The sequence below is a fragment of the Kitasatospora sp. NPDC059747 genome, assembly GCF_042732955.1.
GTDB lineage: Bacteria > Actinomycetota > Actinomycetes > Streptomycetales > Streptomycetaceae > Kitasatospora.
Window position 1 is genome coordinate 11,488 of the sequence record NZ_JBHWGV010000079.1, and the last position, 16,879, is coordinate 28,366.

At 75.2% G+C, this 16,879-nt stretch carries 15 protein-coding genes; 2 read left to right on the plus strand and 13 right to left on the minus strand.

Annotated features, from left to right (window positions below; all coding sequences use genetic code 11):
• Positions 1-196: 196 nt before the first annotated feature.
• Both ACFV4G_RS29170 and ACFV4G_RS29175 read right to left on the minus strand, forming a co-directional pair.
• Positions 197-1,795, minus strand: coding sequence for an ABC-F family ATP-binding cassette domain-containing protein (locus tag ACFV4G_RS29170; protein WP_380445102.1), 1,599 nt, complete (start codon positions 1,793-1,795; stop codon positions 197-199).
• A gap of 227 nt (positions 1,796-2,022) precedes the next feature.
• The gene (locus ACFV4G_RS29175; RefSeq protein WP_380445103.1) at positions 2,023-3,066 is read right to left on the minus strand and encodes a hypothetical protein; all 1,044 of its coding nucleotides are present in this window, start codon (positions 3,064-3,066) and stop codon (positions 2,023-2,025) included.
• A gap of 375 nt (positions 3,067-3,441) precedes the next feature.
• On the opposite strand from ACFV4G_RS29175, the gene ACFV4G_RS29180 reads away from it, so the two are divergent.
• The gene (locus tag ACFV4G_RS29180; RefSeq protein WP_380445104.1) at positions 3,442-4,680 is read left to right on the plus strand and encodes a glycoside hydrolase family 26 protein; all 1,239 of its coding nucleotides are present in this window, start codon (positions 3,442-3,444) and stop codon (positions 4,678-4,680) included.
• Between the two features lie 22 nt (positions 4,681-4,702).
• Here the strand turns inward: ACFV4G_RS29180 and ACFV4G_RS29185 are convergent, their stop codons facing one another.
• The 10 genes from ACFV4G_RS29185 to ACFV4G_RS29230 all read right to left on the minus strand — a co-directional run bounded on the left by ACFV4G_RS29185 (position 4,703) and on the right by ACFV4G_RS29230 (position 15,369).
• Positions 4,703-5,890 carry a GNAT family N-acetyltransferase gene (locus ACFV4G_RS29185; RefSeq protein ID WP_380445105.1) on the minus strand — a complete coding sequence of 396 codons (1,188 nt, stop codon included), beginning with the start codon at positions 5,888-5,890 and terminating at the stop codon, positions 4,703-4,705.
• On the minus strand, positions 5,887-6,696 hold the full coding sequence (locus ACFV4G_RS29190) for a Wzz/FepE/Etk N-terminal domain-containing protein (RefSeq protein ID WP_380445106.1): 810 nt from the start codon (positions 6,694-6,696) through the stop codon (positions 5,887-5,889). The genes ACFV4G_RS29185 and ACFV4G_RS29190 overlap by 4 nt, the downstream gene beginning before the upstream one ends.
• A 67-nt stretch (positions 6,697-6,763) precedes the next feature.
• Entirely contained in the window at positions 6,764-7,879 is a 1,116-nt protein-coding gene (locus ACFV4G_RS29195) for a glycosyltransferase (protein WP_380445107.1), read from the minus strand.
• The gene (locus tag ACFV4G_RS29200; RefSeq protein WP_380445108.1) at positions 7,876-8,739 is read right to left on the minus strand and encodes a polysaccharide deacetylase family protein; all 864 of its coding nucleotides are present in this window, start codon (positions 8,737-8,739) and stop codon (positions 7,876-7,878) included. The genes ACFV4G_RS29195 and ACFV4G_RS29200 overlap by 4 nt, the downstream gene beginning before the upstream one ends.
• On the minus strand, positions 8,729-10,450 hold the full coding sequence (locus tag ACFV4G_RS29205; protein ID WP_380445109.1) for a lipid II flippase MurJ: 1,722 nt from the start codon (positions 10,448-10,450) through the stop codon (positions 8,729-8,731). The genes ACFV4G_RS29200 and ACFV4G_RS29205 overlap by 11 nt, the downstream gene beginning before the upstream one ends.
• Before the next feature lies 1 nt (position 10,451).
• Positions 10,452-11,759 (minus strand): O-antigen ligase family protein, encoded by a 1,308-nt coding sequence (locus ACFV4G_RS29210; RefSeq protein WP_380445110.1) that lies wholly within the window; start codon positions 11,757-11,759, stop codon positions 10,452-10,454.
• A 6-nt stretch (positions 11,760-11,765) separates the two neighbouring features.
• Positions 11,766-13,289 carry an exopolysaccharide biosynthesis polyprenyl glycosylphosphotransferase gene (locus ACFV4G_RS29215; RefSeq protein ID WP_380445111.1) on the minus strand — a complete coding sequence of 508 codons (1,524 nt, stop codon included), beginning with the start codon at positions 13,287-13,289 and terminating at the stop codon, positions 11,766-11,768.
• Positions 13,290-13,460: 171 nt separating this feature from the next.
• Positions 13,461-13,604 carry a hypothetical protein gene (locus ACFV4G_RS29220; protein WP_380445112.1) on the minus strand — a complete coding sequence of 48 codons (144 nt, stop codon included), beginning with the start codon at positions 13,602-13,604 and terminating at the stop codon, positions 13,461-13,463.
• An 18-nt stretch (positions 13,605-13,622) separates the two neighbouring features.
• Complete coding sequence (locus ACFV4G_RS29225; protein ID WP_380445113.1) at positions 13,623-14,777, minus strand: glycosyltransferase; 1,155 nt, start codon at positions 14,775-14,777, stop codon at positions 13,623-13,625.
• Positions 14,778-14,928: 151 nt separating this feature from the next.
• Positions 14,929-15,369 (minus strand): SRPBCC family protein, encoded by a 441-nt coding sequence (locus ACFV4G_RS29230; RefSeq protein WP_359961043.1) that lies wholly within the window; start codon positions 15,367-15,369, stop codon positions 14,929-14,931.
• A 112-nt stretch (positions 15,370-15,481) separates the two neighbouring features.
• Between ACFV4G_RS29230 and ACFV4G_RS29235 the strand changes: the two genes are divergently transcribed.
• Entirely contained in the window at positions 15,482-16,378 is an 897-nt protein-coding gene (locus tag ACFV4G_RS29235; RefSeq protein WP_380445114.1) for a HipA family kinase, read from the plus strand.
• Here ACFV4G_RS29235 and ACFV4G_RS29240 read toward each other — a convergent pair.
• Entirely contained in the window at positions 16,375-16,752 is a 378-nt protein-coding gene (locus ACFV4G_RS29240) for a hypothetical protein (RefSeq protein ID WP_380445115.1), read from the minus strand. The genes ACFV4G_RS29235 and ACFV4G_RS29240 overlap by 4 nt on opposite strands.
• Positions 16,753-16,879: the final 127 nt, after the last annotated feature.

Here is a 16,879-nt window from a genome sequence, read left to right on the forward strand (position 1 = left end):
CGGCGCGGGCGCCCGGGCGCGCGCGGGCGCGCCCGCGGCCCCCCCCCCCCCCCCCCCCCCCCGCCCCCCCCCCCCGGCCCCCCGCCCCCCCCCCCACGGAAGCTCCTTAAACGGAATCCGGGACTGCTTCATTCCCGGACACGCCGTAAGGACTAGGTTTTCTGGTCCGAAAAGGGGAGGGGGCGTCTACTTCCGGTCAGGCGAGCGAGACCAGATCGGCGTAGGACGGGTTCCACAGGTCCTCCACGCCGTCCGGCAGCAGGATGATCCGCTCCGGGTCGAGCGCCTCGACCGCGCCCTCGTCGTGGGTGACCAGCACGACCGCGCCGGAGAACTCGCGCAGCGCGCCCAGGATCTCCTCGCGGCTGGCCGGGTCGAGGTTGTTGGTGGGCTCGTCCAGCAGCAGCACGTTGGCGGAGGAGACCACCAGGGTGGCCAGCGCCAGACGGGTCTTCTCACCGCCGGAGAGCACCCCGGCCGGCTTGTCCACGTCGTCGCCGGAGAACAGGAAGGAGCCGAGGATCTTGCGGATCTGCACCAGGTCGGTGTCCGGCGCGGCCGAGCGCATGTTCTCCAGGACGCTGCGGTCCGGGTCGAGCGTCTCGTGCTCCTGGGCGTAGTAGCCGATCTTCAGGCCGTGGCCCGGGATGACCTCGCCGGTGTCCGGCGCCTCCACCCCGGCGAGCATCCGCAGCAGGGTGGTCTTGCCGGCGCCGTTGAAGCCCAGCACGACGACCCGGGAACCCCGGTCGATCGCCAGGTCGACGTCGGTGAAGATCTCCAGCGAGCCGTAGGACTTGGACAGGCCGCTGGCGGTCAGCGGGGTCTTGCCGCAGGGGGCCGGGTCGGGGAAGCGCAGCTTGGCGACCTTGTCGTTCATCCGGACCTGCTCCAGGCCGGAGAGCAGCTTGTCGGCGCGGCGGGCCATGTTCTGCGCGGCCACCGTCTTGGTCGCCTTGGCGCGCATCTTGTCGGCCTGCGCGTTCAGCGTCGCGGCCTTCTTCTCGGCGTTGGCCCGCTCGCGCTTGCGGCGCTTCTCGTCGTCCTCGCGCTGCTGCTGGTACTGCTTCCAGCCCATGTTGTAGACGTCGACGCAGGAGCGGTTGGCGTCCAGGTAGAAGACCTTGTTGACGACCGTCTCGACCAGGTCGACGTCGTGCGAGATGACGATGAAGCCGCCCTTGTACGTCTTCAGGAAGTCCCGCAGCCAGACGATGGAGTCCGCGTCCAGGTGGTTGGTGGGCTCGTCGAGGAGCAGCACGTCGGAGTCGGAGAAGAGGATCCGGGCGAGCTCGACGCGGCGGCGCTGACCACCGGACAGGGTGTGCAGCGGCTGGCCGAGGATGCGGTCCGGCAGGCCCAGCGCGGCGGCGATCGTGGCGGCCTCGGCCTCGGCGGCGTACCCGCCCTTGGTGAGGAACTCGGTCTCCAGGCGGGCGTACTTCTTCATCGCGTTGTCCTGGGTGGCGCCCTTGCCGTTGGCCATCCGGTCCTCGTTCTCGCGCATCTTCTTGAGCACGGTGTCGAGGCCGCGCGCGGAGAGGATGCGGTCCTTGGCGAGGACGTCGAGGTCGCCGGTGCGCGGGTCCTGCGGGAGGTAGCCGACCTCGCCGGAGCGGGTCACCGTGCCGGCGGCGGGCAGGCCCTCGCCGGCCAGCACCTTGGTGAGCGTGGTCTTGCCGGCGCCGTTGCGCCCGACCAGACCGATCCGGTCGCCGGCGGCGACCTTGAAGCTCGCGGACTCGATCAGAATGCGGGCGCCTGCGCGCAGCTCAAGGGCGTTCGCGGAAATCATGGCCGGGTACTACTCCTGGGACGTGGGCGGGCAGCCTGGGCGGTGCACAGGGCCGGGCGGCGGGAGGGGGCTCGTCGGCGGTCGGCACGGCGCACGGGGCGCCGACACTCGCCCGCTAGTGCCCGGAGAGAACAGCCATGACGGCAAGTCTACCGGGCCGCGCGGGAACCCCCCGGGGGGATTACCGCCCCGGGGTACCGGCGGCCCGTGGCGGGACGGCCCGGACGCTACGACTGCGGCGTCGCCGAGGCCTGGTCGGTGGCGGCGGCGGTCGATGGGTCGGTGGCCGCCGGAGTCGGCTGACCGGCCGCCGGGTCCGGCGCCTGGGCGGGCGGCACGTCCGCCGTCGGCGTGGCCGACGGGTCGGTGCAGGCGTTCTGCGGGCGCACGGCGGCGAACGGCGCGGCCGGGCTCTCGCACGGGACGACGGGCGCCGCGGCCACGGTGTCGAACACCTTGGCCGGGACGATCGGACCGTCCGTGATCTGCACCCGGGTGCGGTCCAGCAGCTTGACCTGCGCGGCCGGCCCGGCGCTGAGCTCCCACCCGGTGCTGTCCAGCCGGTAGCCGGTGATGCCGCCGGAGACCGGCTGCCCGCTGCTCCCGAGGCAGCTGCGCGGGACGAGCACCGCGTAGTCGGTGCCGACCGTGCGCAGCGGGTCGTAGAGGCAGCTGCCCGGGGGCTTGCCGTTGTAGCGCAGGTCGCCGTCGGCGTCGCGCAGGCCCATGGTCAGGTTCGGGGTGACGATCGCCACCCACGGGGACGCCTTCTGGACGGTGTGCAGCGCCGCCGCGGCCCGGTCCTGGGCGAGCTGCCTGCGCTGCTCGTCGGTCCGCTTGTCGGCGCCCGGCTCGCCGTCGCCGCGCAGCCAGTCGGCCAGGCCGGGCACGGCGCGGTGCCAGCGCACCTCGTGGTCGCCCGGGCGCACCGAGGTGATCAGGCCGTCGTCCCAGACCACGATGGCGTTGTCGCCGGCCATCGCCAGGTACAGCGCGTTGGCGCCCTCGCGGCGGTAGGACCAGGCCTGCTCGCCGGTCCCGCGGTGGACCGCCTCCAGGCCGGGCCCGACGACCTTCAGCTCCAGGTCGGCCGCGCTCAGGGACTGCGAGTTCACCGGCGTGGCCTCCGCGTCGCCCGGCCCCGCCACCCGGTCGCCGAACGGCACCGGCTTGTTGGCGTGCGCCGCCGCTCCGGCCGCAAGGACCAGCATCACCGCGACGGCGGGCAGGATCGAGCGGGGGGTCAGTACACGCAGCGGCTTCCAGGACACGTTGCGGAGGGTACCTTTCGGCGGGCACGCGAGTCAGCCGGGAATCGTCCGGGTCCCGCAGTGCGGACCGCGCACCGGAGCGCGCACGGCCGCCGCGCGCACCCCGCCGCCGACCTGCGCCGTCGGTGCCGACCGGGTCCGGCGCCGCTCCGCGCGGTCCGCCGGGGGCGAGCTCCGGGGCCGGTCCGGACTGTTACAGAGGTGATACACGGCGGGCACCCGGGGTGCCGCTGCGGCAGACGGCGTTCGAATATCGCCCACTTTAGGGTGACATTCGGCTTTTCCGACGCCCGACGGGCCTACTGTCGGCGAGCGGAGCGCCACGGTCCGTCCGCGCTCCCCCACCCGCCCCACCCGTGACGCCCGGGAGAGACCATGCGCATCGGCCGCCTGACGCTGGCCGCCGCCGCCCTGCTGCTGACGGCCACCGTCGGTGTCCCGGCCGGGACACCGCTCAGCCAGGGCGAACGGCACGCCCTCTCGTCCGACGCCTTCGAACCGCGCGGCGCCGCGCCCCGCCCGGCCGTCCAGCGGCCCCGGCACGAACCGCCCTTCGGCGCGTTCGTCGGCTCGTGGGACAACTACATCCCGCAGATCGGCCGGTACGCGCAGTGGCTCGGCAACGCCAACCTCCAGGTCGGCCACACCTACCTGGCGGGCAACAGCTGGGCGGACGTCGAGGGCGAGCCGGTGGTGCTCGGCATGTGGTCGCAGTGGCGGCTCGCCGACCCGTCCCGGGTGCTCGTGCTCGGCGTGCCGATGCTGGCGCCCAACGAGGCGAACGTGCCGGACGGCCAGGTGGCCAAGCTGCTCGGCCAGGGCGCGCACGGCGACTTCGACCGGCACTTCCTCAAGCTCGCCCACCGGCTGGTCGCCCTCGGCGGCGCGGACACCGTGCTGACCCCCGGCTGGGAGATGAACGGCGTCACCTACACCCACCGCTGCAAGCCCGACCCGACCGCCTGGAAGGCGTACTGGCGGCGGATCGTCAAGGTCATGCGCTCGGTGCCCGGGCAGCACTTCCGCTTCGACTTCGCACCCAACCGCGGGCTGGACGCGATCCCGTGGACCAAGTGCTACCCCGGCGACGACGTCGTCGACATCATCGGCATGGACAGCTACGACCAGCCCGCCGGGGCCACCTTCGACGACCACGTGCGCGAGCCGTACGGGCTCCAGGACCAGGTGGAGTTCGCCGCCAAGCGCGGCAAGCAGGTCTCGTACCCGGAGTGGGGCCTGTTCCGCAACGGCGACAACCCGGACTACGTGCAGCGCATGGTCGAGTGGATGCGCACCCACGACACCGCCTACCAGACCGTCACGGACTACTGCCCCCACGGCTTCTTCGGGTGCGACCGCAACCCGCGCTCCAGCGCGCGGTTCAAGCAGCTGATGGCGGGCTCGAAGGGGGCGCCGGCGGTCGTCCCGACGGCGCCCCCGGTCCCGACCGCACCGGCCGTGCCCGTCCTGCCCTCCGGGCCCGCCGTGCCGACCCCGCCGGGCACCCCGGCCGGCCAGAGCCCGTCGGCCGGAGCCTCGCCCACCGGTTCCCTGGCGCCGTCCCCATCACCCGCCGTCTCCCCCTCGCCGAGCGGGACCCCGGCCCGGCGGTAGGAAGCGCCCGGCACCCGGGAGCTCAGGCGCGGCGGCGGGCCAGCAGCGCCTCCTTGAGACGCGGGAAGCGGGTCCGCAGGACGTGCGCCACCGCCTGCCGGGCCCGGATGACACCGGCCCTGGCGGTCGCCACCGGGGCCGGGCCCCGCGGGCCGAACAGCAGCCGCTGGTTGGGCAGCTGGTCCGGCCGCCAGCGCTGCTTGTACGGCTCCTGGCCGCGCAGCAGGCTCAGCACCGGGATCCCGGCGCCGACCGTCTCGTCCAGCGCCGCGGCGAACAGGAGCCCGGCGATGTCGATCTTCTCGCGCAACTGCGGGTGCGCCCCGTACATGTACAGGCCGCCGAAGGACGGGCAGAGCAGCAGCAGGTTCACCGCCATCAGCTCGCCGTTCAGCCGGAACTGGTGCACGGCGGCCCGGCCGGAGGCGACCATCCCGGTCGTGGACTCGACCAGGTGCCGGGCGAAGCGCTCGGTGCGGTGCTCCGGGGTCACCCCGCGCTCCTGCCACTGGAGGAAGTGCAGCCGCAGCAGGGCCTCCAGCGCCGCCGGCACCTCCGCCACCGGCGTCGAGCCGACCTCCACGCCCGCCTCGGCGATCTTGCGCAGCTTCACCCGGCTGCGCTGGGCGGTCTTGCCGGGCACCCGCTTGAGCAGCTGCTCCATCGACACGGCCGGCAGGTACTGGCAGAGCGAGTCGGCGAACCGGCGGCGCCGGCCGCGCCAGTGCTCGAACACCTTCTGCACGGCCGCCTCGGGGTGGACCTCGCGCAGCTCCAGCGTGTGCCACGGCCGGGTGAGCGGGAGGGCGGCGGCGAACACGGCGGCGGCCCGGTCGGCGCAGTCGTCGTCGAGCAGGACGTCGGTGAAGTCGACCAGTCCGTCGCCGAGGGCGGTCAGCCCGCCGAGCGGGCCGCCGCGCCGCCGGAAGGCGCCCGCGCCGACCAGCAGGCCGTCCCGGCGGACGGTCACCACCAGCAGGCCGCCCGGGGTGCCGTAGTGGCGCCACCACGAGCGCTGCCAGTCGGCGGCCTGGAAGAAGGTGGTGGTCCGGCAGCGGGCGGCCAGGGCGTCCCACTCCTCGGCGAGGGCGTCGAGGGCGTCGTCCTCGCGGCGCAGCTCGGCGGTCCAGACCGGGCCCGGCGCCGGGTCGGGACCGGCCGGCGGAGCGGCCTGGGCGGGCAGGCCGGCGGCCCGGGACTCGGTCCTCATCGCGCGCTCCCGGTCGCGGCCTTCTCCTTGGCCGGGGGCTCCGCCTCGGCCCCGGCGGCGCCGGCGGGCTTGTCGGCCGCCTTCTCGGCCCGGCCCGGCTTCTCGGCCGGCTTCCCGGCGGCCTTGCCCGCGGGCCCGGCGGCCGTCCGGGCGGGGGCCTCCTCGGTCCGCGGGCGCGGAGCGCTCGGAGCGGTCGCCTCCGGGGCCTCCGGGGCTTCCGGGACCCCGGGGGCGACGGGCGCCTCGGCGTCGCCGCGGCGGCGGGTCATCATCACCAGCGCGCCCAGCAGCAGCCCGGCCGCGCCGCCGACCGCGACGTCCAGGCTGCCGGACGGCGTGGTCGGCTTGTCCGGCGCGGCGGCCGGTGCCAGCGTGACCAGCCGGACACCGGTGTCCCTGCTGCTCGTGTTGGCGAAGGAGACCAGCGAGCGGGCCACCGCGTCGGCGGTCTGGGCGGCCTCCTGGGCCCGGGTGCCGGTCCCGGTGATCTCGATCATCGGGGCGTCCGGCGAGGTCGTCCCGTGCACCAGGTTCCCCAGGTCGGTGAGGGTGTGCCCGGTCTCGGCGGCGGCCGCGGCGAGCACCTGCGGCTGGCCGGCCAGCCGCCCGTACGCCTGGGCGAAGTTGGTCGCGGTGGCGGCCTCCCCCGCGTTCTGCGGCACCACGAGCACGTAGGCGCTGGCGGAGTACGAGGGGTGCGCGACGACGGCGTACCCGGCGCCGGCCGCGGCGCCCAGCGGCACCGCGAGCGCCACCGGCCACCAGCGGCGGACCAGGCGGCGGGCACTTCGGCGCGGTGTGGTCATGGGTGTGACTCCTTGGAGATCAGGGCCGCACGCACGGCGGCCCTTCGGTGAGCGGGCCGGTGGGCCGTCAAGCGCGCGCCAGGCGGTCGTAGAGGGCGCCCAGGTCGGCGGCGACGCGGACGATGTCGTAGTGGCCGACCGCCGGAGGGTGCGGCAGCGGGCCGGCGGAGTGGTCGTTCAGGTGCCGCAGCTCGCGCAGCGCGGTCGCGAACGCGGCGGGCTCGGACGGGATGCGGCGGGCCTGCGGGGCGGCGCTGGGCGGCAGTTCGTCGAGCGCGGGGCAGGCGCTGTGCCGCACCGGCAGGCCGGCCGCGAGCCCCTCCAGGACGCCGAGGCCGAAGGTCTCCTCGGTCGAGGGGGCGGCGAGCACGTCCAGTGCGGTCAGCAGCTCCGGCACGTCGTCGCGTTCGCCGGTGAGCACCAGCCTTTCCCGGACGCCCAGTTCGGCGGCCATCCGCTCCAGGGCGGCGCGCTCCGGGCCCTCGCCGATCAGCACCAGCCGGGCGTCCGGGTCGAGTTCGGCGAGCGCCTCCAGCAGGACGCCGAAGCGCTTGCCCGGTACCAGGCGGCCGATCCCGCCGACCACCCAGCTCCCCTCCGGCAGGCCGAGTTCGGCGCGCAGCCGGCGCCGGGCGGTGGCCCGCTCGCCGTCCGGCCGGCGGAAGCGCGCGGCGTCGATGCCGTTCGGGATCAGCTCGACCCGGGCCGGCGGGACGCCCCACGCGTGCAGCGTCTGGGCGACCTGGCGGGAGACCGCGACGGTGGTGGTCCCGAGCCGCTCGGCCACCAGGTAGAGGCCCTTGACGCCGCGCGTGACCGGGCGGCCCTCGATCACCCCGGCGTGCAGCGAGTGCTCGGTGGACACCACCGCACGGACCCCGGCCAGTCGCGCCGCGAGCCGGCCGTACAGCTGCGCCCGGTAGAGGTGGGTGTGCACGAGGTCGTAGCGGCCGCTGCGCACCAGCCGGACCAGCCGGGGCAGCGCGCCGAGGTCCCGGTTGCCGCGCATGTCGAGGTGGTGGACGGTGAAGCCGTCGGCGCGCAGGGCGGCGGCGACCGTGCCGGGGTTGGTGAGGGCGAGCACCTCGCACTGCTGGTGCGGCGGCAAGTGCCGTAGCAGCAGCTGGAGTTGGCGCTCGGCACCGCCGGAGGCGAGGCCGGTGACGATGTGCAGGACCCTCACCGTGCCGCCCTCCGGAGGGCGAGCCGGGCGCGGCGCAGCTCGGTGACGGTGTCGCGCAGCCGGTGCCGGCCGCGCTTGGCGCGCAGCCGCCAGGCGCCGTCGCGGTCGCCGACGTAGCAGCGGGGCAGCGCGAAGCGGCCGGTGAGCGGGGAGTGGGCGATCGCCACGGCGTAGTCGTAGCCGGCGTCGCGGACGGCCAGGGCGGCGGGCAGGTCGACGTCGCCGTACGGGTAGCAGAAGCCGGTGACCGGGCCGCCGACGACCTCCTCCAGGAGCCTGCGGCTCTCCCGGGTCTGGGTCGCGAGGACATCGGCGGGCAGGCCGGGCAGCGACTGGTGACCGAGGCCGTGCGAGCCGATCTCCCAGCCGGCGGCGGCGAGTTCGGTGACCTCCTGGACGGTGAGGAGCTGCTTGCGCGGGCCCTCGGCGTCCCAGTCGTTGGCCCGGCCGAGCAGGTCGGCGACGACGTAGGCGGTGGCGGTGAAGCCGTACGCCTGCAGAATCGGTACCGCGTGCCGGGCGAAGTCGGCGTAGCCGTCGTCGAAGGTGAGTCCGACGAGCTTGTCGTCCCGTCCGGCGGCGCGGGCCCGCATCAGCTCGCGGACCGAGACGCCGCGCCGGCCGCGCCGGTGCAGCCAGGCGATCTGTTCGGCGAACCGCTCGGGGTTGACGGTGAGTCGGTAGGGGTCCTCCTCCTCGACCGCCACCGAGTGGTACATCAGGATCCACGGCGAGGTGGAGCCGGGGCCGGGCGGTTCGCCGATCGGGTTGCGGCTGCGGGGCAGTCGCGCCCGGTGCGGTGGGGCGTCGGTGGCGCCCGCCTGGGCGGCCGAACGGACGGTTCCCCGTTCAGTGTCCATGGGGAAGCTTCCCTTCATCGGCGACGGTTGGCGGGTTCAGGACCCGGACGGCGGCGAGGACCGGACCGCGGACCTCCCTGGCACCGAGGCCGGTGCCGAGGGCGGCGAAGGCCAGCGCCACGGCCAGCCCCCCGAACACGGTCGAGAGCAGGGGGTCGGCGGTGAGGCCGGCCGCGCAGGTGCCGAGCGCGGTGGCGCCGGCGGCGGCTGCCAGCAGCCGGCCGTGGCCGCCGAGCACCCGGCGCAGCCGCAGCGGGATGCCGCGCAGCACGAGGCCGCGCAGCAGCAGGGCCGCGGTGGTGGTGATTCCGGCCGCGTTCCCGGCGGCGAGGCCGAGCGCGCCGAAGCGGGGTGTGGCGAGCAGGCCGACGGCCACGGTGACGGCGAGGCCGAGCAGCATCGCCGCGACCGGGTACCAGTCGAGCAGGCGCCGCCCCCCGTCGTCGGTGCCCGGCTCGTCGGCCCGGCGCACGACGGGGCGCAGCGAGAAGTACGGGCGGATCATCACGCCGATCAGCGCCTGGGCGGGCAGCCCGAAGCTGTAGACCCGGATGACGGCGGCGGTGGCGGCGGTGTCCTGCGGGCCGAAGGCTCCGCGCTGGAAGAGCAGTGAGACGACCGAGGGCGCGCAGGCCATCAGGAACGCGGTGCCGAGCAGGACGACGGCTGCGGCCTGCCCGAGGTCCTTCTCCACCCGGTCGCGGGCGGTGGTGAGGTCGCCGGCCGCGAGCGCGCGGGCGACCAGCGGGAAGGTGACGGTGCAGATCAGGATGCCCGCCGTCATGGCGAGTTGGGAGACCTTGGCGGCATAGTTGAGGTGCGAGATGGTGCCGGGCGGAAGTGCGGAGCCGAGGTAGCGCTCGACGAACACCTGGGACTGGCGGGTCAGGGTGAAGGCCGCGACCGGCAGCAGGGCGAACGGCATCAGGACCAGGGCGTGGCGCGAGCGGCCCGAGCGCGCGGCCCGGCCCGTCCGCAGCCGGCGGGCGAACGGGGCGACGAGCAGGACGGCCATCAGGGCGCTGCCGACCGCGACGCCGACGGCGGCCGAGCGGACGCCGAGGAGGGCCTGGCAGCTCAGCATCACGGCCAGGATGCCGACGTTGTAGGCGACGTAGATGCCGGCCGGCGCGGTGAAGCAGTGGTGGGCGCGCAGCGCGGCGGCGAGGTAGCCGGCCACGCCGAACGGCAGCACGGTGATCGCGGTGATCCGGGTGCAGGAGACGGCGAGGGCGGGGTCGCCGAGGCCGGGGGCGAGCAGTTCGACGAGCTGGGGCGCGCCGATCGCGGTGCCGAGGGCGAGGGCGCTGAGGGCGAGCAGCAGCCACGGCAGGGTGGCCCGGACGAGCTGGCGGACCGGGTCCGGGCCGTCCGGGCGCTCCTCGCGCAGCACCAGGGCGAGGGCGAACGCGGGCACCATGAGGAAGGACATGGCGTCCTCGATCAGCAGCGGCGCGGCCGTCTCGGGCACCGTCCAGGAGACCAGGAAGGCGTCGGTGCCCTGGTTGGCGCCGAAGTAGCGGGCCAGCAGGAGGTCGCGCAGGAGCCCGAGGGCGGAGCCGGCGGCGCTGAGGACGGCGGTGATGCCGAAGGCCTTGGCGAGGAAGCCGCGCCGGGGGGCCGGGCCGGGGCCGCCGGGCACGGCCTCGGCGGGCGGGGCCTGGCGGGGCGCGGGCAGCGTCGGGACGAGCGCGGGCCGGTCCGTCGTCATGTCAGGCCTCCGGGGTCGCGGCGCGGGCGGCGAGGCCGAGGACGACGGAGGTCAGCACGGTGGTGGTGCCGCCGATGTCGGCGTAGAGGAAGTCGACGAGCACCCAGGTCAGCAGCGCCAGGGCGGCGAGGCCGGGGCCGCGGGAGCGGCGCAGGCAGCCGAGCAGCAGGCCGAGGAAGAGCGCGGCGTAGGCGACGATGCCGATCAGTCCCTGTTCGCTGAGCACCAGGAAGTACATGTTGTGCGGGGAGAGCAGCGGCTCGCGCTGGAAGCCGATGGTGGGGTCGGCGGCGTCGCTGCCGGAGGACAGCCGCAGTGGGGCGTGGCTGTCGCGCAGCTGCTGGAAGGCCTTGGGACCGGCGCCGTGGACGGGGTGGTCCTGCCAGATCCGGGTGGCGGTCGACCACAGGTCGTAGCGGTCGGAGACGGACTGGTCGGGGGCGGCCTCGACGGAGCCGATCGAGCTGAGCCGCTCGGTGACCCCGGAGGCGCCGAGGCCGAGTCCGCCGACGAGGACGACGGCGGCGGCCGCGCCGAGCACGACACCGCGCACGAGCAGCCGGGCGTCGGCGCGCAGCAGCAGGACGGTGACGGCGACACCGGTGGCGATCCAGCTGCCGCGGCTGAAGGAGACGGCGAGCGGGAAGGCGAGGAAGGCGGCGGAGGCGTACATCGCGCGCCGCAGCCGGACGCTGCCGCCGGGTCCGCGTTCGGCGAGGGCGAGGGCCAGGGCCGCGAGCAGGCCGTAGCTGACGACGGTGGACATCGCCATGATGTCGAGCGCGCCGAACGTGCCGACGGCGCGGATCGGCTGGCCGGTGTACGAGGCGCCGGTGCGGGTCAGGTACTGGTCGGCGCCGACGGCGCCCTCGATGAGCGCGGCGGCCACGAAGGAGCCGAGGACGAGCCGCTGGTCGGTGCGGTCGCGCAGCGAGCAGAGCACCGCGGCCGGGACCAGGACGAAGACCTGGACGAGCCGGACGAAGCCGGTGACGCTGCTGGCCGGGTCGATCGAGCCGACGGTGGCCACGGCGGCGGCGAGCACGACCGCGGCGAACTGCGCACAGGTGGCGCGGGCGACGACGGGCAGCCGCCCGCGCAGCAGGTTGTAGGCGGTGAGGGCGACCAGCGCCAGCGAGGCGAGGTCGGCGGCGGTGATGTGGACGGCGGCGGTGACGTCCTTCTCGCCGGTGGGCACGCACACCAGGAGCACGGTCGCCGCGGCGAGCAGGCTCGGCCGGTCGGCGAGCGCGGGCAGGGCCTTGCGTAAGGCCAGCGGCCGGGCCGCGGCGGGGAGGGTGAGGGCCACGAAAGGTCAGCTCCCGTCCGGGTGGAGCATCAGGGCCGCGGTCCGGCAGAGGATCTTGACGTCCTGCCAGAGGCTCCAGCTCTCGATGTAGCGGTTGTCGAAGCGGGCCCGGTCCTCGATCGAGGTGTCCCCGCGCAGGCCGTTGACCTGGGCCAGGCCGGTGAGGCCGACCGGGACGCGGTGGCGGTCCGCGTACTCGGGGTAGGCCTGGCTGAACCGCATGACGAAGTAGGGGCGTTCCGGGCGCGGGCCGACGAGGCTCATGTCGCCGCGCAGGACGTTCCACAGCTGCGGCAGCTCGTCCAGCGAGCTCTTGCGCAGCAGCTTGCCGACGGCGCCCATCCGGTGGTCCTGGGAGATGTTCCAGCGGGTGGCCGACTCGTGCTCGTTGCTGGGGCGCAGGGTGCGGAACTTGAGGACGGTGAAGACCCGGCCGTCCAGCCCGGTGCGCTGCTGGCGGAAGAGCACGCCAGGGCCGGTGTCGAAGCGGACGGCGAGCGCGCACAGCACGAGGACCGGGGCGAGCAGCAGCAGGCCGAGGCCGGCGGCGGCGACGTCCAGGGCGCGCTTGGCGGCCCAGCCGGGGCGGCGCATCGCGGGGCGCCCGACCTGGAGGCAGGGGAAGCCCCAGAGGTGGTCGCCGGCGGCCGGCGGCGCGGTGGGCAGCGAGCCGTACTCGCGCAGGGCGGGCACCAGCCAGACCTGGCAGCCGAGCCGGACGGCGTCGCGCAGGGTCGCGGCGGTCTCGGCCTCGTCGGCGGCGCCGGCGGTGGCGACGACGTGCTGGACGCGGTGGCGGCGGACCTCGCGCTCCAGGACCTCGCGGCCACCGAGGACGGGCAGGTCGGTGTCGCCGGCCAGCAGCGGCGGGTCCGCGTCGAGGAAGCCGACGGGGCGCATCCCGTACTCGCCGCGCGCGTTGAGGGCGGCGGCGACCCGGTGGCCGAGCCGGCCGGCGCCGAGCACCAGGACGGGGCTGGGGCGGCTGCGGCGGATCCGGCGGACGAGGTGGTAGAGGACGGCGCGGCCGACGACGGCGACCAGCAGCTGGGCGCCGAGCAGCGCGGTGAGCCGGGCCGGGGTGGCCGGGCCGCAGTCGGGCCAGCGGCCGTCCAGGCAGCCGGTGAGGGTGACGGCGAAGGCGGTGGCGACCGCGGCGCGCACGGCCAGCGCGGGCAGTTCGTCCAGGACGGACAGGGTGAGCCGGGTGCGGTAGAGGCCGCCGGCCAGGTTGAGGACGAGCAGGAGGGGCAGGACGGCGGCGACGCCGAGCAGCGGGGCGACCCGCACCGCGGAGTCGAGGAAGCGGTTGGCGATGCCGGCGGCGGCGCACAGCGCGATCGCGTCGACCTGGACCAGCGCGAGCGGCAGTGCGAGCCGGGAGCGGACCGCCCTGCGGTGCCGGTGCCCCGGCGCCACCGCGCGGGCCCGCGCGGCCCCGGCCGGCCGGTCGAGCAGCCCGGTGCCGGGTCGCCGCGGGCCGGACAGGGGCCGGCCGGATCGCGGCACACTGTCGTGGTCAATGGTCATCAGCGCACGAACTCCCCTGCTGTGTGCCCGGGGTGGCGGAGCCCTGGCGCCGGTTGGCGCGGGGCGGCCGCCCGGGCCCGGTGGGCGCGGTCCTGACAGCACCTGCTGCCGCCGGCGGCTCTCGATTCTCTCGCGAATTCCCGGGGAAAAATCGAAACGAAGCAGGCAAAATCAGACAATACCGAACCCGGACTTGCGGGCCGGAGGATGACTTGCCATTTCATTCCAGCCGCCCATTAATAGGTATTTCTGATTTGACGCCTCGTCCTTATCCGGTTGAGGGTGCGAATACGCCAGCGCCTCGTCAGCGGGCATTCACGGCATGTGAAACGATCAGATCCGCTCTGGGACACGGGTGCGGCGGCGTCCGGCGGCCGGACCGGCACCCAGCAGGTGGCGGTACAGGACGTCCACCTGTTCGACCACCGTGCGGACGTCATGACGGGCGACCACGTGGTCGCGCAGCCCGGCGCCGCGGCGCTCGCACTCGATCGGATCGGACAGCGCTTCGGCCATTCGGGTGGCCAGCGCCGCCGCGTCCTCCGCCGGGACGACGGCCTGCCCGTGCGCGGCGGACGGCAGGCACTCGCGGGCCCCGGACACGTCGGTCAACAGCACCGGACGGCCCGCGGCCATCGCCTCCAGCGGGGCGAGCGCCATCCCCTCCCAGCGCGAGGGCAGCACCACGAGGTCGGCCGCCGCGAGCCACGGCCGCGGATCCGGCACGTCCCCCACCATCCGCACCCGGGACGGCTCGGCCGACGCCCGCACCGTCTCCGCGAGGGCCTGCTCGTCCGGCCCGCCGCCGACCAGTGCCAGCCGCGCCTGCGGCACCCGGCGGACCACCTCGGGCCAGGCCGCCAGCAGCACGTCCTGCCCCTTCTGCCGGCACAGCCGCCCCACGCAGACGGCCAGCGGGGCGTCCAGGTCCAGGCCGAGCGCGATCCGGGCGGCCCGGCGGTCGGCGGGCGCGTAGTGGCGGACGTCCACGCCGTTGGGCACCACCGCCCAGTCGGCGTGCACCCCCGCGGCGACGCCGTCGGCCCGCTCCTGGACGCTGACGCACAGCAGCCGGTGCGCCCAGCGGGTCGCGAAGCGCTCCCAGCGCAGGGTGGCGGCCGCCAGCGGGCCGTCCACGGCGGCGAAGGACCAGGCGTGCGGCTGGAAGACGGTCGGCACCGCGCCGCGCACGGCCAGCCGGCCGGCCAGCCCGGCCTTGGCACTGTGCAGGTGGACCACGTCGGGCGCGGCGGCCCGGACGATCCGGCGCAGCCGCCAGGCCTCCTTGGCCGTCCCCGGCCCGGGCGAGCGCTCGGCGGGCCAGTCCTGGACCAGCGCGCCCACGGCGGCGGCCTCCTCGGCCAGCCGGCCGCCGCGCGGACAGGCCACCAGCACCCGGTGGCCGGCCTCCCGCTGGCCCCGGACCAGATCGACGACGACGCGGGCCACCCCGCCGTCCACCGGCTGCGAAATGTGAAGGATCGTCATATGCACGGCGGCGAGCCTAGGGTGGCATCGCCGTGCCGGGCGGCCCCCGTCACCCGCAGGTGGCGGGCCGTCCACCCGTACGGCTCGCGGCTCGTACGGGTGGTCGGACCCCTCGAAATCCCGGGCGATTTCCCGGGCCCCCCGGGGTGGTTCAGCGCACCTCGGCGGCCAGGTTCGCGAGCACCTCATCGTGGATGCGGTTCAGGCCCTTCGGGGCGAAGGTGCGCTCGAAGAAGCCGCCGATGCCGCCGGCGCCCTGCCAGGTCGCCGAGACCGTCACCTTCGACCGGCCCTCGCCCGCCGCCGAGACGGTCCAGGTGATCACCATGCTGGAGTTGGCATCCTTCTCCACCAGCTGGTCCGGCTTCGGGGCCGAGACCGTGAACAGGCAGTCCCGCACGCGCTTCTCGGTGGCCTGGAGCTTCCAGTGCACCTGGGTGCCGGCCCCGGTGCCGCCGGCCCGGACCTCGTACTCGCTGTACTGCGCGGGCAGCAGCTTCGGGCGGGTCACCTGGTAGTCGGCCAGCGCCTCGTACACCCGCTCCGGGGCGGCGTCGTAGACCCGCTCGGTGGTGGCCAGCACCTGTCCCATGACCTGTACTCCTCGTGTGGTGGTTCCGATCTCAGCGGCAAGCCAACCACAGGGCCGCGGACCGGGCCTTCCGGGGCTCGCGCCCGGACGCGGAGGCCGTAGGGTGGCGGATGTGCTCGAACTGGTGACAGCAGTGCGCTACGTGGACCCGCTGCGGGCCGGCGGCTCCGTGCCCGGCGTCGTGGAGACCGACGACCTCGGCACCTACGTCGTGAAGTTCACCGGCGCCGCGCAGGGGCGCAAGGCGCTGGTCGCCGAGGTGATCGTCGGCGAGCTCGCGCGGCGGCTCGGCCTGCGCGTGCCGGAGCTGCGGCTGGTGGACTTCGACCCGGCGGTCGCCGCGGACGAACCGGACACCGAGATCCAGGACATGCTCAGGGCCAGCGCCGGACTCAACCTCGGGATGGACCTGCTGCCCGGCGCGCGCGACTACCGGCCCGGACTGGTCCCCGTCGGCTCCGCCGAGGCCGGCCGGGTGGTCTGGCTGGACGCCCTCACCGGCAACGTCGACCGCACCGTGCACAACCCCAACCTCGTGGTCTGGCACGGGCGGCTCTGGCTCATCGACAACGGCGCCGCGCTGATCTTCCACCACCGCTGGTCCACCGCGGAGGCGGCCGTCGGCAAGCGCTACGACCTCAGCGCACACGCGCTCGGCGGCTGCGCCCCGGACGTCCGGCTGGCCGACGAGGACCTGGGGCCGCTGGTGACCGTCGGGCTGCTGGAGGAGGTGCTGGCGCTCGTCCCGGACGAATGGCTGGCCGACGAGCCCGGGTTCGACTCGGTGGACGCGGTGCGGCACGCGTACGTCACGCACCTGGCCGCCCGCGCGGTGCTGTCCGCCGAGTGGCTGCCGGAGGGCTTCGCCACGCCCGAGCAGCTGCGCGAGGCCGAGCGGCGGCGGGCCGCCCGGACGAGGGCCGGCCGCCCGGCCTGGCTCCAGGAGGTGCCGGACCTGCACGGCAAGCCGGCGGTCGAGACGGTGTGGGAGCACCACTTCGAGAGTTAACGCACCGCGGGGTGGATCCAGTCGAGGTACTCGATCGTGGTGCCGGCCAGCAGGCCGCCCATGAGCAGGGCGAAGACCGCGGCGCCGTTCCTCCGGCGGACCTTCGCGGGGATCAGGGCCGCGCCGAGGCCCGCCACGAGCAGGCCGGTGAGCGGGCCGGCGGCGAGCATCGCGATCAGCCCCGCCACCGCGCCGACGGAGGCGCCGGCCGCGAGCCCCATCACGCCGCACATCAGGCCCACGACCACGAACTGCGCCAGCATCGGGCCCGCGGCGAGGAGTTCGGCCCCGCCCAGGACGAACCAGGGCCAGCTGCGCCCGCCGCCGGCCGGCCGGGCCGGGACCGCGTTCCAACCGGTGTCGGTGTGTGCCATGCCGCTCAACTCCCCTGATGCTTCCGTTCGGTACGGATCCATCCTGGCGAGCGGGCCACCGGCGGACCTGAGTACGGGTACTCAAAAACGACCGGGGAGCGGGACCCAGTGGGCCCGCTCCCCGGTG